Here is a 17,069-nt window from a genome sequence, read left to right on the forward strand (position 1 = left end):
TTATGATGCCTGAACGTTACAACCGAAAACCCGCGCCTGGCAAGCGGTCACCCTTATTTTAGGACTCGCACCCAGTAAACGCCGCTCTCGTCGCGCTTCGCACCGTGGATATCCGTCTCAAAACCGGGATAGTGGCGCCCGACAGAGCAGAGCATTAGCAGGAAATCGAGCACGGCCCGACTCTCTTCGGTAATCATCTCTCCCGGCATCAGGAGCGGAACGCCCGGCGGGTAAGGCAGGATCATGTTAGCCGATACGCGCCCGACCAGGTTTTCCAGCTCGACGGTTTCGACCTCCCCTTTCACCTGGCGCTGCCATGCCTTGTGCGGGGTAAACTTCATCTCCGGTAAGACATCGAACGCCTGAAGCATCAGACGCGGCAGATCGTGCTGACGGATCAGCCTGTGGATCCCCTGGGCCAGATCCTGAATGCGCATATTTCGATAGAAGTCAGGATCCTCCGCGTAGAGATCCGGCAGCATGTTCTTCACCCGCAGGTTAAGATCGTAGGCGCGCTTAAACTCCATCAGGCCGCGCAACAACCCCATCGCGCGGGTTTTGTCGATCCCGATGCTGAACAGGAACAGCAGGTTATAGGGGCCGGTTTTCTCTACCACCACGCCACGTTCATCAAGGAATTTCGCGACCAGCGCGGCCGGAATACCTTCATCGCTCATCTTGCCCTGCTCATCCATGCCCGGCGTCAGGATCGTCACTTTTACCGGGTCGAGGAACATATGGTCGCTATCGGCATCCCGGAAGCCATGCCAGCCTTCGCCGGGCGAGACGGGCCAGCATTCTGCTTCATCAATCTCTTCCGGCTGCCAGATATCAAAGAACCAGCCGTCGGCTTCATCTTTCAGCCGCTGAACCTCTTTGCGGAAATGCAACGCGCGTTCCACCGAACGATTGATGAGACGCTTACCGGGATTGCCGCGCAGCATCGCCGCGGCCGTTTCAATAGAGGCCACTAGCGGATAGCTCGGTGAGGTGGTGGTGTGCATCATAAAGGCTTCGTTGAACGTGTCTTCGTCGTACTCGCCTTTGATGTGAATAAGCGAAGCCTGGGAAAACGCCGCCAGCATTTTATGCGTCGACTGCGTTTCGAAGAACACTTTCCCCGGCACCCGTTCACCGCTCATGCCGCTTTTGCCTGCGTAAATCGGATGGAAATTAGTGTAAGGCACCCATGCGGAATCGAAGTGGATCGACGGCACGTCCAGCGTCTGTTTGATCCAGTTGGTGTTGTACAGCAAACCGTCGTAGGTGGAGTTGGTAATCACCGCATGGACAGGCCAGCTTGCGCCAGGAATTGCCGCGACCTTACTTTCAATGGCGTCATGGGTGAACTCACGGCGCGGAATGCCGCCAAGAATACCGAGCGCGTTACGCGTGGGCGACAGCCAGAGCGGTACGACGTCGCTCATCATCAGCAGGTGTGCCAGCGATTTATGGCAGTTACGGTCAATCAGCAAGGTGCTGCCAGCAGGCGCAGCGTACATCCCGACAATTTTGTTCGAGGTCGACGTGCCGTTGGTCACCATATAGCTCTGCTCGGCGCCAAAGGTGCGGGCGATATACTCTTCGGCTTCAAGATGCGGGCCGGTGTGATCCAGCAGGGAGCCTAGTTCGGTGACTGAAATCGACACGTCCGCTTTTAGCGTGTTGCCACCGAAGAAATCATAGAACAGGCAGCCCACCGGGCTTTTTTGATAGGCCGTTCCCGCCATATGACCAGGCGTACAGAAGGTATATTTGCCCTCCTTCACGTAGGTGAAGAGCGCGCGGGTAAAGGGGGGTGTGATGTTATCGAGATATTCATTCGTGTATTGCTGAATGCGGGTCGCAATATCTTCCGCCACACCGAGCGAATATTCAAAGAACCACAGCGCCATACGCATATCATTGGCGCTGACGTCCATGGTTGAGTGAGTATTAATAAACGCGTACAGCGGGAGGTATTCGTTCAGCTTGTTGATATCGCTGCACAGTTCGAGATCGTATTCGTCCCAGTCGAAGATCACGCCGCAGATACGCGGGTTATGCTCGATGAACTTCAGCAGATCGGCGCTGTTGTGCGGCCAGATTAGCTGATACCCGCGCGACTGCAGGGCTTGCTCAAGCTCCTTGATGGGCTCGTCTTTATAGAAGACGCCGTGTGGCCCCATAATGGCAATGATATTCATGGGCTTCCTCCTTAAAAAACATTAGCTAAGCATAGTCCGGCTAAACCGCAGGTATAAAAAAAGCCGCAACATTGTGCGGCTTTTCAGATAATTGTGAAGCTTACGCGTAACCGTAGGTCATCAGACGCTGGTAGCGGCGGTTGAGCAGATCGTCTTTGCTCAGCACGTCCAGATCTGCCAGGTCAGCCAGCAGCTGCGCTTTCAGAGAAGCCGCCATTACTTCCGGCTTACGATGCGCACCACCCAGCGGTTCCGGGATGATGGAGTCGATCAGCTTCAGCTCTTTCAGGCGTGGCGCAATGATGCCCATTGCTTCTGCAGCCAGCGGCGCTTTGTCGGCGCTTTTCCACAGAATGGACGCACAGCCTTCCGGGGAGATAACGGAATAGGTGCTGTACTGCAGCATATTCACTTTATCGCCCACGCCAATCGCCAGCGCACCGCCGGAACCACCCTCACCGATAACGGTACAGATGACCGGCACCTTCAGACGAGACATCTCGCGCAGGTTGCGCGCGATAGCTTCAGACTGACCGCGCTCTTCCGCGCCCACGCCAGGGTATGCACCTGGGGTGTCGATGAAGGTGATGATTGGCATGTTGAAACGCTCAGCCATCTCCATCAGACGCAGGGCTTTACGGTAGCCTTCTGGTGCTGGCATACCGAAGTTACGACGGATTTTCTCTTTGGTTTCACGACCTTTCTGATGACCAATGATCATCACCGGGCGTCCGTCCAGACGCGCGATACCGCCAACGATAGCTTTATCGTCAGCGTATGCGCGATCGCCTGCCAGTTCGTCAAATTCGTCAAACGCCAGGCGGACATAATCCAGGGTGTACGGACGCTGTGGATGGCGAGCCAGCTGGGCCACCTGCCATGCGCCGAGATCGGCAAAGATTTTGCGCGTCAGCTCTACGCTTTTCTCGCGCAGACGATGCACTTCTTCGTCGATGTTAATATCCAGTTTTTCATCCTGACGGCTTACCGCTGTCAGAGAATCGATTTTCGCTTCCAGCTCAGCAATCGGCTGTTCGAAATCAAGGAAATTCAGACTCATAGTATTCCTGTATTAGTCAAACTCCAGTTCCACCTGCTCCGAACCAATGAGGCCACGGAGATCGTTCAGTAAACGATCGCTCGGAGAGACACGCCACGTTGCACCAAAGCGCAACCGCGCACGTGCATCCGCCCTCTGATAGTAGAGATGTACTGGAATTGTCCCCGAGCGGTGGGGTTCCAGAGACTGACGGAGTCGGTTTAAAAGCTGGTCATCAATTTGCCTGTCCGTCAGCGAGATAGCAAGCCCGCGAGCATATTTTTCCCGGGCTTCGTCAATGTCCATCACTTCGCGGGCGGTCATTTTAAGCCCCCCACTGAAGTCATCAAAGCTGACCTGTCCGCTGACGATAAGTATGCGGTCTTTTTCCAGCAATTGCTGGTATTTATCCAGCGCGTCGGTGAACAACATCACCTCCAGACGCCCGGAACGGTCATCCAACGTACAGATGCCGATACGATTACCGCGCTTGGTGACCATAACCCTTGCGGCAATCACGAGCCCCGCAGCCGTGGTGATTTTACCACGTTCTGTCGGATGCATGTCTTTAAGCCTGTGGCCGCCGACATAGCGCTCAATTTCTTTGATGTACTGGTTGATCGGGTGCCCCGTCAGGTACAAGCCTAACGTCTCACGCTCCCCATCCAGTACCACCTGTTCTGGCCACGGCTGGCAGTTGGAATAAGATTGCTCGATCTGCTCTGGCTCTTCCGCCAGCACGCCGAACATATCCGCCTGACCAATGGCTTCCGCTTTTGCGTGCTGATCCGCCGCTTTCAGGGCGTCGCCGAGGGAATTCATCAGCGCGGCGCGGTGCGGCCCCAGCCTGTCAAACGCGCCGGACATGATCAGTTTTTCCAGCACGCGACGGTTCAGTTTTTTAGTATCGGTACGGGCGCAAAGATCGAACAGCTCGCGGAAATACCCGCCGTTGTTACGCGCTTCGATGATCGCCTCGATCGGACCTTCGCCCACGCCTTTGATCGCGCCGATCCCGTAAACGATCTCTCCGTCGTCGTTAACGTGGAAGTGGTAGAGCCCTGAGTTAATATCCGGCGGCAGGATCTTAAGCCCCATGCGCCAGCACTCATCCACCAGGCCAACCACCTTCTCGGTGTTGTCCATATCGGCCGTCATTACCGCCGCCATAAATTCAGCAGGATAGTGCGCTTTCAGCCACAGCGTTTGATACGACACCAAAGCATAGGCGGCGGAGTGAGATTTGTTAAATCCGTACCCGGCGAATTTCTCCACCAGGTCGAAGATTTTCATCGCCAGCTCGCCGTCAACGCCGTTTTTCTTCGCCCCGTCTTCAAAGATGGAGCGCTGCTTGGCCATCTCTTCCGGCTTTTTCTTACCCATCGCACGACGCAGCATGTCCGCGCCGCCGAGCGTATAGCCGGAAAGCACCTGAGCAATCTGCATGACCTGTTCCTGATACAGGATAATGCCGTAGGTTGGCTCCAGCACCGGCTTCAGGCTTTCATGCTGCCACTGAACGTCCGGGTAAGAAATCTCTTCGCGACCGTGCTTACGGTCGATAAAGTTATCTACCATCCCTGACTGCAGTGGGCCCGGACGGAACAGGGCGACCAGTGCGATCATATCTTCGAAGCAGTCGGGCTGCAGGCGTTTAATCAGATCTTTCATGCCGCGGGATTCAAGCTGGAAGACGGCCGTCGTCTCCGAGCGCTGCAGCATGTCGAAACTTTTCTTGTCATCCAGCGGAATGGCGGCAATGTCTATCGGCTCAAGGCCCTGCTTTTCCCGGCGCGGGTTGATCATCTTCAGCGCCCAGTCGATGATCGTCAGCGTACGCAGGCCGAGGAAGTCAAACTTCACCAGCCCGGCGTATTCTACGTCGTTCTTATCAAACTGAGTAACCGGGTGCTCACCCGCTTCATCGCAGTAGAGCGGCGCGAAGTCGGTAATTTTGGTCGGGGCGATAACCACGCCCCCCGCATGCTTGCCGGCGTTACGCGTGACGCCTTCCAGCTTACGCGCCATGTCGATCAGCGCTTTCACTTCTTCGTCAGCTTCGTAGATTTCCGGCAGCTGAGGTTCGGCTTCAAACGCTTTTGCCAGCGTCATGCCCGGATCGGGCGGCACCAGCTTCGAAATACGATCGACAAACCCGTACGGGTGGCCCAGCACGCGGCCGACGTCACGAATAACCGCCTTCGCCGCCATCGTACCGAACGTAATAATCTGCGATACCGCATCACGGCCGTACATATCGGCAACGTGCTCGATCACCTGGTCGCGTTTCTCCATGCAGAAGTCGACGTCAAAGTCGGGCATGGAAACACGTTCCGGGTTAAGGAAACGTTCGAACAGCAGGTCGAATTCCAGCGGATCGAGGTCGGTAATTTTAAGCGCATAGGCCACAAGCGATCCCGCACCGGAGCCACGTCCCGGTCCAACCGGTACGCCGTTATCCTTTGACCACTGGATAAACTCCATTACGATCAGGAAGTAGCCCGGGAAGCCCATCTGGTTGATTACCTGGAGTTCAATATCCAGGCGCTCATCGTACGGCGGCCGCTTCTCTTTGCGAACGGCCTCATCCGGGAACAGGAATTCCAGACGCTCTTCCAGACCTTCCTTTGATTTCACGACCAGGAAATCTTCCGTGGTCATGTCACCCGTCGGGAACTGCGGCAGGAAGTATTCACCGAGGCGGACGGTAACGTTACAGCGCCTGGCGATCTCTACGCTGTTTTCCAGCGCTTCGGGGATATCGGAGAAGAGTTCACACATCTCCTCCTCGCTGCGCATGTACTGTTGAGCGGAGTAATTACGCGGCCGTTTCGGATCGTCGAGCGTGAAGCCATCGTGGATCGCCACGCGAATTTCGTGAGCGTCAAAATCTCCCGGCTCGAGGAAGCGTACATCGTTTGTCGCGACGACGGGCAGCCCGCGTTCTTCCGCAAGTGCGACCGCCGCATGGAGATAGCTCTCTTCGTCCTGGCGACCGGTGCGGATCAACTCCAGATAATAACGATCCGGGAAATACTCCTCATAGAACGAGACGCACTGATCCACCAGCGCGCTATTGCCGCGCAGCAGACATTTACCGACATCGCCCATACGGCCGCCAGAGATCAGCAGCAGCCCTTCGTTCAGCTCAGCCAGCCAGTCCCTGTCGATCCACGGGCCCAGCGCACCATATCCGCGCTGATAAGCTTTTGAGATAAGCAGAGTGAGGTTTTGATAGCCCGTGTTGTTCATCGCCAGCACGGAGATTTGCGTCATTTCATCGCCGACGAGATCGCTCTGGACATGAAAATCTGCGCCGACGATAGGCTTCATTCCCGCACCGTGCGCCGTTCCGTAGAACTTCACCAGGCCACACAGGTTGGTAAAATCGGTGATCGCCAGCGCGGGCATGCCAAGGGAGGCCGCCTTTTTTACCAGCGGCCCGGTCTTCGCCAGCCCATCGATCATGGAGTAGTCGCTATGCACCCGCAGGTGTACGAAACGTGGTTCAGCCATCTTCAGATTCCGCGTTACTTAATTGCTTGCGTATTGATTCAGGACACCCGTCCCAGCGCGCGTTTCACCGGGCCAAAACTGCGCCGGTGATGTTCGGTTGCGCCATGTTCAGCCAGCCTTTCCAGATGGAAAGGTGTGGGATAACCCTTATGCTGGGCGAAACCATACTGAGGATAAGTGAGGTCCAGCGCGGCCATTTCGGCGTCGCGCGTCACTTTGGCAATGATAGAAGCTGCGCTAATTTCTGCGACCCGACTATCGCCTTTGACGACCGCCATTGAAGGCATGGGCAATGCCGGACAGCGGTTGCCGTCAATCAGGACATATTCCGGGGAAATTTTCAGACCTGCTACCGCACGCTGCATCGCCAGCATCGTGGCATGCAAAATATTCAGCTCGTCTATTTCATGCGGTTCAGCGCGCCCCAGGCTCCAGGCCAGCGCCTTCTCCTGAATCTCACTGAACAGCGCCAGACGGCGTTTTTCAGACAATTTTTTTGAGTCGTTCAGCCCGATAATCGGGCGAGCCGGATCGAGGATCACCGCGGCAGTCACCACAGCCCCGACCAACGGGCCACGACCCACTTCGTCCACGCCCGCCACAAGGCGAGTGTGAGGATAAACAAATTCCATCATTTTGCTAACTCCAGCACCGCATCAGCCGCTTGCTCATCAGCATTACAGCGGATCAGTTGATGCAGTTCGCGGAAGGTATCGTGCATCTGGTGGCTGGTCTTGCCGTTGGCGAGCAGCGGCAGTAGTGCATCGGCAAGCGCCTGCGGCTGGCACTCATCCTGAAGCAGCTCTTTCACCAGCTCGCGCCCGGCAAGCAGGTTTGGCAGGGAGACATAATCCGTTTTAACCAGACGTTTTGCCAGCCAGAAAGTGAACGGCTTCATGCGATAACCGACCACCATCGGGCATTTCGCCAGCATGCATTCCAGAGCCGCCGTGCCGGAGGCCAGCAGCGCGGCATCGCTCGCATACATCGCTTCCCGCCCTTTCCCGTCCAGAAGACGGACGTGAAGATCCGGGGCGACTTCCGCTTTGATGCGCTCAAACTGCTCGCGGCGTTTGGCATTTACCAGCGGAACAACCACTTCAAGATCCGGATAGGTCTGGCGAAGAATTTGCGCTGTTTTGAGGAAATCGGCGCTCAGCATCTCAACTTCTGCACCACGGCTGCCTGGCAGCAGTGCCAGACAGTGCACATCGTGCGGGATGCCCAGCGCGTCGCGCGCCGCGTTTTTATCCGGATCCAATGGCATCGCATCCGCCATGGTATGACCGATAAAACGGCACGGAACATTAAATCTGTCGTAAAACGCTTTTTCGAAAGGCAGGAAAGCCAGCACCAGGTTGGTGGACCGTCCGATTTTGAAAACGCGTTTCTGTCGCCACGCCCAGACGGACGGACTGACGTAGTGAATCGTTTTGATACCCTGCTTTTTCAGATTCCCTTCGAGGGTAATGTTGAAATCAGGCGCATCGATACCGACAAACACATCGGGTTTGAGTTCGGTAAAACGGCGGGTGAGATCGGCGCGGATGTGCAGCAAACGGCGTAGCCGTCCCAGCACCTCAACGATGCCCATCACGGCGAGCTCTTCCATTTCATACCAGGCTTCACAGCCTTCGGCCTGCATCAGCGGGCCAGCAACGCCGACAAAGCGAGCATTGGGTACACGCGCCTTAAGCGCGCGGATGAGACCGGCACCAAGAATATCGCCGGAGGTTTCTCCGGCGACCAGGGCTATCGTAAGCGGACGACTGTCGACCATTAACGAATCAGACCCCTTGTTGAACGGTCAAAGAATTCCATGAACGCGTTCACTTCCGGGTGCTTATTCGCCAGCTCGGCAATTTCCGGCTTCGCCTCTTCCAGCGTTTTACCGCTACGGTACAGCAGTTTGTAAGCGTTGCGGATAGCAGTAATCGCTTCGCGGCTAAAACCACGACGCTTGAGGCCTTCGATGTTCACGCCAAACGGCGTGGCATGGTTGCCCTGCGCAATCACATACGGTGGGACGTCCTGCGCCACACCGGAGCATCCGCCAACCATCACGTGCGCACCAATGATGCAGAACTGATGGACTGCGGTCATGCCGCCAATAATTGCGAAGTCATCAACCGATACGTGTCCTGCCAGCGTTGCGTTGTTGGCAAGAATACAGCGATCACCCACGGTACAGTCGTGCGCGATGTGCGCATTAACCATAAACAGGTTATCGCTGCCCACCTTCGTCAACCCACCACCCTGTACTGTTCCACGATGAATAGTGACGCTTTCGCGAATACGGTTACGATCGCCAATTTCCAGACGGGTCGACTCACCAGCATATTTCAGATCCTGGTTAACTTCGCCGATGGAAGCGAACTGATAGATCTCGTTATTGCAGCCAATGGTCGTGTGACCATTCACGACAACGTGAGATTTCAGTACTGTACCCTCACCAATTTCGACATGGGGTCCAACAATACAAAACGGGCCAATGTGGACGTTAGCGCCAATGATGGCACCGGTTTCCACAATAGCGGTAGGATGAATAAAGGCGGATTTATCAATCACGTATCAGGACTCCCGGCTACGAGCACACATCATCGTCGCTTCGCAAACAACTTTGCCGTCAACCAGCGCTACGCCTTTGAAGCGAGTCAGGCCACGACGCGTTTTTTCAAAAGTGACTTCCATGATCATCTGATCACCAGGCACGACAGGGCGCTTAAAGCGCGCTTCATCAATACCCGCGAAGTAATACAGCTCACCTGGCTCCAGTTTGCCAACGCTTTTAAACGCCAGAATACCGGTAGCCTGAGCCATCGCTTCCAGAATCAACACACCCGGGAAGATAGGCTTACCAGGGAAGTGTCCCTGGAAAAACGGCTCGTTCACGGAAACATTTTTCACTGCGCGCAGAAAACGACCTTCTTCAAAATCCAGCACACGGTCTACCAGCAGAAACGGGTAGCGGTGCGGCAGAAGTTCTAAAATCTCTTCAATATGCAGAGTATGAGTGTCAGTAGTCAAAATACTCTTCCTGTCAAAATGTACTGATAACAATAATAACACGGCCTGCCGGTTTATTAGAAAGCCGACAGGCCGGGAAAAATAGCGTTCAACGGATGACGCTTAATCTTGTTGATCGATCTTACGCTCAAGAGACTTGAGGCGCTTGCTCATATCATCAATGTTCATCACCAGAGCTGCTGTTTTACGCCATACCTTGTTGGGTTGTAGCGGAATACCTGAGGAATAGACGCCAGGTTCAGTGATAGGACGCATTACCATGCCCATTCCCGTCACAGTCACCTTGTCGCATATTTCCATATGGCCATTAATCACGCTCGCGCCGCCAATCATGCAATAACGGCCAATTTTCAGGCTGCCTGCCATGATGACGCCACCCGCAACCGCGGTATTGTCGCCAATCACAACGTTATGCGCAATCTGGCACTGGTTATCGATGATAACACCATTGCCAATGATCGTGTCGTCAAGCGCGCCACGGTCAATGGTGGTACAGGCGCCGATCTCTACGCGATCGCCAATAATAACGCGACCAAGCTGCGGGATCTTAACCCAGTTACCACGATCGTTAGCGTAACCAAAGCCATCAGAACCAATAACGGTGCTGGACTGGACGAGGCAATTTTCGCCAATTTCAACATCATGATAAACGGACACATTGGCCCATAAACGGGTTCCGGCGCCGATTTTCGTATTTTTCCCAACGAAGCAGCCCGGGCCAATGACGACGTTATCGCCCAGCACAACGCCGGATTCGATAACTGCATTCGCGCCAACGGCGACGTTGTTACCAAGCCTGGCCGTCGCATCAATCGCTGCACTGGCCGCAATGTTCTGGGCCGGCTGCGGCGTGGTATCAAGAATTTGAGCCATGCGTGCATACGTCAGGTAGGGGTTTTTCACTACCAGCGCGCTTACAGTGGCAAATGGAAGATCGTCCTGCGTCAGTACAACAGCTGACGCCTGGCATTGAGCCAGTTGCTCACGGTACTTAGGGCTTACCATGAAGGTAATCGTGCCAGCTTTAGCAGATTGCATGGACGCAACAGCGGTGATGACGATATCGCCATCACCGTGTAATTCTGCATCCAACTGCTGAGCTAAATCAGCCAGTCGAATTGAAGGCATTACTTATTTAACCTGTTTCAGAACATCAGCAGTGATGTCTTTAACATCTTTGCTGTTATAAGCAACGGCGTTCGCATCTACAACCAGATCGATACTCTGATCGGCAGCCACTGCTTTAACAGCAGTCTGAATGCGAGTTACCAGCTTGCCGCGTTCTTCGTTAGAACGACGCTGACGATCCTGCTCGAAAGCCTGCGCTTTCTGGGAGAACGTCTGGCGCTGAGCCATTACGTCTTTTTCCAGCTTGCTACGGTCGCTTGCTTTCATGGTAGAACCATCACGCTGCAGACGCTGCATTTTGGACTGAAGATCGTTTTCCATACCCTGCAGTTCGCTTGCACGGCCTTTGAATTCGTTTTCCAGAGTCGCAGAAACACCCGTTTTCTGTGCAACCTGCTGGAACAAATTACCCATGTTGACGATTGCAATTTTGTCTGCTGCCTGAGCAGAAGTTGCCATCGCTAAACCGAGACCTGCAGCTAATAACCACTTTTTCACAATTAACTCCTTACCATCCCATTGGCACCAGAAGGTACCGTTCTTTGCGTGGCAAGGCGACCGTGTAACCGATCGCCAGTTGTCAGCGCTACACTGCCAACGCATTCCTTTGCAGCGGATTATTACCAGGTTTTACCAATGTTAAACTGGAATTGCTCCGCTTTGTCTCCATCATATTTCTTAAACGGCTGGGCGTAGGAGAAGACCAACGGCCCCAGCGGTGACATCCATTGTAATGCGATACCGGCAGACATGCGAATATTGCTCGGATCGCTGTAGTCAGGAATGCCTTCTGCGCGCATCTGGGCAGTATTCTGCCAGTTGGTATCCCACACGGTACCGGCATCCCAGAAGAAGGACGTACGGACCGAGTTCGCATATTTATCACTGATAAACGGCGTTGGCGTGATGAACTCCAGGCTGGCAACGGCCATGGCGTTACCGCCCACCGCGTCATTGGAGCTACAGACTTCTGACGAGGAAGACTTATCACAGTTATCTTTGTCGTTTCCGCCGTAGTAAACCGCTTTCGGACCAATGTTGTTGGACTGGAAACCACGAACGGTGCTGGAGCCACCCGCATAGAAGTTTTCATAGAACGGCAGTTCTTTGCTACCCAGACCATCGCCATAGCCCCAACGGGTACGACCCAGAACCACCCACTTATGATCGTCATCGATCGGGAAGTAGGACGCGGTATCCAGCGTGACCTTATAGAACTCGTTATCGGAACCCGGCACGGTAACTTTACCGTTCAGGTTGACGCGAGAACCTTCCGTTGGGAAGTAACCACGGTCGAGACGGTTATAGGTCCAGCCGTAGTTAAAGGTGAAGTCATCCGCCGCGAAGCCATTGTCATTACCATTTTTACTGGTTGACTGGCCGATAGAGTCCAGATAACGCCACATCGCCACCTGCGGTTGCATGTTGGACAGGTCGTTATGCACGTAACCCAAGCCTGCACGCAGGGTGTTGTATTCGTTAACCGGGAAGCCAAGCGTACCGTCTACACCGTAACTCTTGTTGGTGTATGAAGACAGGTCCGCGTCATCTGCTTTAAAGTCGTTATAGAAGATACGACCGCCCAGGCTCACACCGTCTACGGTGAAGTATGGGTTAGTCACAGAGAACTCAGAGTAGGTCTGGTAGTCGTTTTTGGTGCCGTTAATACCGACAGAGTAACCCGTACCCAGCCAGTTATCCTGCTGTACGCCGACCTGGAAGCTGACGCCGCTTTCAGTACCGTAACCCACACCGAAGTTGAAGCTACCGGTGTTGCGCTCTTTCACTTTATAAACGACATCAACCTGATCCGGGCTGCCCGGTACGCGCTGGGTATCGGTATCCACCGTTTCAAAATAGCCCAGACGGTTAAGACGCTCTTTACCCTGATCAACGAGGTCGCTTCCCAACCATGCGCCTTCCATCTGACGCATTTCGCGACGCAGAACGGAATCTTTGGAGGTGTCGTTACCGACGAAGCGGATCTTACGCACGTAGAAACGGTTGCCCGCATCAACATTCACGTGCAGCTTAACGGTTTTATCCGCGTCATTGATTTCCGGCTGAGTCTGTACGCGCGGATAGGCATAACCGTAGCGGCCGAGCAGCTTCTTAATGCTGTCTTCCATTTTGGTTACCTTGGAACCGCTATACAGATCGCCCGGCTGAATTTTGGTCAGCGATTCGATTTCAGCAGAATGCCCCGCCAGGTTACCACTCACTTCAACACCAGAAAGCTTGTACTGCTCGCCTTCAGTGATGTTAACCGTAATGTAGATACCTTTCTTGTCCGGAGTCAGACTGACCTGAGTCGAGTCGATGTTGAAACGCGCATAGCCACGATCGAGATAGTAGCTGCGCAGGGTTTCGAGGTCGCCCGCCAGTTTCTGTTTCTGGTATTTGCGATCGCCCACCACGTTCCACCATGGCACTTCATCGCGCAGCTGGAAGGTGGAGATCAGTTCGTCGGTGCTGAACGCGTGGTTGCCGACAATGTTGATCTGCTGGATCTTCGCAGAAACACCTTCCTGGAAGACCAGCTTCAGGTCAACACGGTTACGCGGCAGCGGAGTGACAACCGCTTTCACGCTGGCGCTGTATTTACCGACGCTGTAGTAGAAGTCTTCCAGACCTTTTTCAATGTCTGAAAGGGTTGTGCGGTCCAGGGACTCACCCACACGAACACCAGATGCTTCAAGGTTCTGCTTGAGCATGTCATCTTTCACCGACTTGTTACCGGAGAAAGTGATACTGGCGATCGTCGGACGTTCTTTTACCTGTACCAGCAGCGTATCACCATCGCGCAGGACGCGGACGTCCTCAAAGTTGCCGGTGGCAAACAGAGCACGGATGGTGTTACTGATATCATCATCATTAACCGTATCGCCGGGGCGTACAGGCATACTGAGGAGGGCCGCACCAACGGCGACACGCTGGAGGCCTTCGAAATGAATGTCTTTCACTACGAACCCGTCAGCACCGTATACGGTGGCGCTGCTAAACAGCAGCGACGCTATGAGCAACTTTTTCATCGCCATCGTTATTATGCGTTCTTCCTAACACTCTCTTACAACCGAGAGAAATCATTGAAAAGTGCAAGCCCCATTAACAGCACCAGCAAAATCGAGCCAATGCGATAACTAAAGTCTTGAACTCGCTCGGATACCGGTCCGCCTTTTAGCTTTTCAATCGCCAAAAACAGCAGATGACCCCCGTCTAAAACGGGAAGCGGGAACAGGTTGATTATCCCAAGGTTCACGCTAATGAGCGCGAGGAACATGAGATAGTAAATCACCCCGAATTCCGCTGACATCCCAGCCCCCTGAGCAATCGAAATTGGCCCACTGAGGTTGTTCAGTTTCACATCACCGGTTATCAATTTCCCCAACATGTTGACCGTCAGCTTCATCAGTTGCCATGTTTTATCCGTGGCTTCAAGGATGGCGCTGAACGGCCCATACTGGCGTATTGTCTTGTACTCATCTGGCAGCGGGATCACTTTTGGCACAACGCCTGCAAACCCTTCTGCCTTTTTGCCGACCGACTTCGTATCCGGGATCAGCGTCAGCGAAAGCGGACTGCCCTGCCTTTCAACTTCCAGCGCGAGAGACGTTCCCGGATTATCGCGCACCAGAGTAACAAAGGTCATCCACTCTGTTAATGGTTGACCATCGACTTTAACGATCCTGTCGCCCGCTTGCAAACCCGCTTTGCTCGCCGCCGAATTTGCCTGTACTTCGGCTAATACCGGCTCGATCTGCGCGCCGCGTGGACGAATGCCCAGCGCAGCGACGGGATCCTCTTTGTCTGGCTCGAAACGCCAGTGACGTAAATCGAGTACTTTGTCCTGACGCGTATCTGAACCAAACGGCGATACGCTGATGGTGGTCTGCGGATCGCCAATTTTGGCTACCAGCTGCAGTCGCACGGCATCCCAATCAGGGGTTTCGATGCCATCAATCGCTTTAAGTTCCATCCCGGATGTAATTTGCGCACTCGCCGCGATGGAATTGGGGGCAATTTCACCCACCACCGGACGTACGCCAGGGACGCCGATGATAAACACCAGCCAGTAAGCGAAAATCGCAAAGATGAAGTTGGCTACCGGTCCGGCAGCAATGATGGCGGCGCGTTGTCCAACGGTTTTATTGTTGAATGCGCTGTGTCGCAGCTCAGGAGCGACAGGCTCGACGCGTTCGTCGAGCATTTTGACGTAGCCGCCCAGCGGGATAAGGGCGATGACAAATTCCGTGCCGTGGCGGTCGGTGCGCGTCCAGAGTGATTTACCAAAACCGATGGAAAATCGCTCTACGCGCACGCCACAGCGGCGAGCAACCCAGAAATGGCCAAATTCATGCACGGTAATCAGTACACCCAGTGCAACAATGAACGCCGCCAGATTCCAGAGAATGCTCAGCATAAAACCTTCCGTTAAATCGTCCCGAATACCAGTAAAAGCAAACACGCAAACACTGGAACAGCCGCTGTCAGGCTATCAATGCGATCCAGTATACCGCCATGCCCTGGAATCAGGTGTCCGCTGTCCTTAATCCCTGCTTCACGCTTAAACATACTTTCGGTTAAATCACCGAGCACGGAGGCAAGCGCAGCAAAAATCGAGCACACCAGCAGTATTGACGGTGCCACTTCAAGATTCGCCCAGACGCCGTAGCCCCAGGAGATGATCGCTGCCGTAAACAGGCCGCCGATGAATCCTTGCCAGGTTTTGCCCGGAGAAACCTTCGGTGCCAGCTTATGTTTGCCAAACAGTTTACCAAACATATAGGCCCCGGAGTCAGCCCCCCAGACCAGAATCATCACATAAAGCAGCCAGATCGCACCGCTGTAGTGGTTTTCGTCGTAGTGCCAGGCTCGCAGCGCAACCATACCCCAGAAAAAAGGAATAATTGTGAGCAAGCCAAAAATCAGTCGCAGCACTTTTGAATTACGCCACAATGCCGCGGAACCCGGATAAAAAAGAACCAGCAACAGCGCGGCAACCCACCAGGCCAGCGATATCCATAAAGAACCGGCAACCAGGGGCTGATGAATATCATGGTGATATTCAGGCAACGTAAACAGCATTATGGCCAGGATAAAGCCACAAAGTACCGCAAGCCATACTCGCTGAGTGCGCGAGGTAAAGCCGCTAAACTGTCCCCATTCCCACGCGGCGAGCATGCACACCACCAGCGTGACAATAGCGAATCCCACCGGGGGCAGTAAAAACAGCGCCGCAATGACAATGGGTATTAATACAAAAGCGGAAATCAGGCGATACTTCAGCAAAAGCTACCCCCATCAGGCTTTGTCGCCACCAGGCTCGGTGCCGCCGAAACGACGCTCTCGATTGGCAAAGGCATGCAGCGCACCTTCAAAGTCTTGTTCATCAAAATCGGGCCAAAGAACATCCGTAAAGTAAAGTTCGGCATAGGCAATTTGCCATATCAAAAAGTTACTTATGCGATGTTCCCCCCCTGTCCTAATTACCAAATCCACAGGTGCCTGTTCATTCATGCAGATTTGCTTGCTCAGCGCCTCTTCATCAATTTGGTCGGGTCTCAACAGCCCTTCCTGAACCTGTTCGGCCAGATGCCGAACGCCCTGGATAATATCCCAGCGTCCGCCGTAATTCGCCGCAATATTCAGCGTCAAACCGGTATTATTTTCCGTCAGCGCTTCAGCTTTGCGAATCCGTTCCTGCAAACGTGAGTTAAAACGACTGGTATCGCCAATGATACGCAGGCGGACGTTGTGGCGGTGCAGGCTTTTTACTTCGCTGTCTAGCGCCCACACAAACAATTCCATCAACGCAGTCACTTCCTGCAGAGGTCGATTCCAGTTTTCACTGCTAAAAGCATAGAGCGTTAACGCATCAATGCCGTTGTTGGCGGCAAAAGAAACGGCGCGACGAACGGATTTCGCCCCCGCTTTATGCCCAAAGGCTCGTATCTTCCCTTGTCTTTTCGCCCAGCGGCCATTGCCATCCATAATGATTGCTACATGACGGCAGCCATGAGCTGGCAAATTTTCGCTTATTGGTTGATTCGCAGACAACATAACGCGTTTTTTGTCCCTGAAAAGGATTTAACGGTACTCAGGAATACTGAAGCCTATACATAAAAAAGCCGTGTCAAACCACGGCTCACCTGACCACATTAAGTCAAATACCT

The 17,069-nt window shown here is 54.0% G+C and carries 13 protein-coding genes; all 13 read right to left on the bottom strand.

Features of this window, described 5'->3' with window-relative positions:
- Positions 1-53: 53 nt before the first annotated feature.
- The 13 genes from HCH49_RS12335 to ispU all read right to left on the bottom strand — a co-directional run bounded on the left by HCH49_RS12335 (position 54) and on the right by ispU (position 16,956).
- Complete coding sequence (locus HCH49_RS12335; RefSeq protein WP_221702752.1) at positions 54-2,186, bottom strand: lysine decarboxylase LdcC; 2,133 nt, start codon at positions 2,184-2,186, stop codon at positions 54-56.
- A 100-nt stretch (positions 2,187-2,286) separates the two neighbouring features.
- Positions 2,287-3,246 (bottom strand): acetyl-CoA carboxylase carboxyl transferase subunit alpha, encoded by a 960-nt coding sequence (accA, locus tag HCH49_RS12340; protein ID WP_023310466.1) that lies wholly within the window; start codon positions 3,244-3,246, stop codon positions 2,287-2,289.
- Positions 3,247-3,258: 12 nt separating this feature from the next.
- Positions 3,259-6,741 (bottom strand): DNA polymerase III subunit alpha, encoded by a 3,483-nt coding sequence (gene dnaE, locus HCH49_RS12345; protein ID WP_033144674.1) that lies wholly within the window; start codon positions 6,739-6,741, stop codon positions 3,259-3,261.
- A 38-nt stretch (positions 6,742-6,779) separates the two neighbouring features.
- Complete coding sequence (rnhB, locus tag HCH49_RS12350) at positions 6,780-7,376, bottom strand: ribonuclease HII (protein WP_024907528.1); 597 nt, start codon at positions 7,374-7,376, stop codon at positions 6,780-6,782.
- On the bottom strand, positions 7,373-8,521 hold the full coding sequence (lpxB, locus tag HCH49_RS12355) for a lipid-A-disaccharide synthase (protein WP_023334578.1): 1,149 nt from the start codon (positions 8,519-8,521) through the stop codon (positions 7,373-7,375). The genes rnhB and lpxB overlap by 4 nt, the downstream gene beginning before the upstream one ends.
- Positions 8,521-9,309 carry an acyl-ACP--UDP-N-acetylglucosamine O-acyltransferase gene (lpxA, locus tag HCH49_RS12360; RefSeq protein WP_023310462.1) on the bottom strand — a complete coding sequence of 263 codons (789 nt, stop codon included), beginning with the start codon at positions 9,307-9,309 and terminating at the stop codon, positions 8,521-8,523. The genes lpxB and lpxA overlap by 1 nt, the downstream gene beginning before the upstream one ends.
- Before the next feature lie 3 nt (positions 9,310-9,312).
- Entirely contained in the window at positions 9,313-9,768 is a 456-nt protein-coding gene (gene fabZ / locus HCH49_RS12365) for a 3-hydroxyacyl-ACP dehydratase FabZ (RefSeq protein WP_010426706.1), read from the bottom strand.
- Between the two features lie 102 nt (positions 9,769-9,870).
- Complete coding sequence (gene lpxD, locus HCH49_RS12370) at positions 9,871-10,896, bottom strand: UDP-3-O-(3-hydroxymyristoyl)glucosamine N-acyltransferase (protein ID WP_032644136.1); 1,026 nt, start codon at positions 10,894-10,896, stop codon at positions 9,871-9,873.
- Positions 10,897-10,899: 3 nt separating this feature from the next.
- Positions 10,900-11,394: a molecular chaperone Skp gene (gene skp / locus HCH49_RS12375; protein ID WP_032644135.1), complete on the bottom strand. Its 495-nt coding sequence runs from the start codon at positions 11,392-11,394 to the stop codon at positions 10,900-10,902.
- A gap of 122 nt (positions 11,395-11,516) precedes the next feature.
- Positions 11,517-13,934: an outer membrane protein assembly factor BamA gene (bamA, locus tag HCH49_RS12380; RefSeq protein ID WP_033144673.1), complete on the bottom strand. Its 2,418-nt coding sequence runs from the start codon at positions 13,932-13,934 to the stop codon at positions 11,517-11,519.
- Positions 13,935-13,963: 29 nt separating this feature from the next.
- On the bottom strand, positions 13,964-15,316 hold the full coding sequence (gene rseP / locus HCH49_RS12385) for a sigma E protease regulator RseP (protein WP_023310458.1): 1,353 nt from the start codon (positions 15,314-15,316) through the stop codon (positions 13,964-13,966).
- A gap of 11 nt (positions 15,317-15,327) precedes the next feature.
- The gene (gene cdsA / locus HCH49_RS12390; protein ID WP_023310457.1) at positions 15,328-16,185 is read right to left on the bottom strand and encodes a phosphatidate cytidylyltransferase; all 858 of its coding nucleotides are present in this window, start codon (positions 16,183-16,185) and stop codon (positions 15,328-15,330) included.
- A gap of 12 nt (positions 16,186-16,197) precedes the next feature.
- Positions 16,198-16,956: a (2E,6E)-farnesyl-diphosphate-specific ditrans,polycis-undecaprenyl-diphosphate synthase gene (ispU, locus tag HCH49_RS12395; protein WP_024907522.1), complete on the bottom strand. Its 759-nt coding sequence runs from the start codon at positions 16,954-16,956 to the stop codon at positions 16,198-16,200.
- Positions 16,957-17,069: the final 113 nt, after the last annotated feature.

The organism is Enterobacter sp. Y17 (assembly GCF_019730495.1).
Lineage (GTDB): Bacteria > Pseudomonadota > Gammaproteobacteria > Enterobacterales > Enterobacteriaceae > Enterobacter > Enterobacter asburiae_B.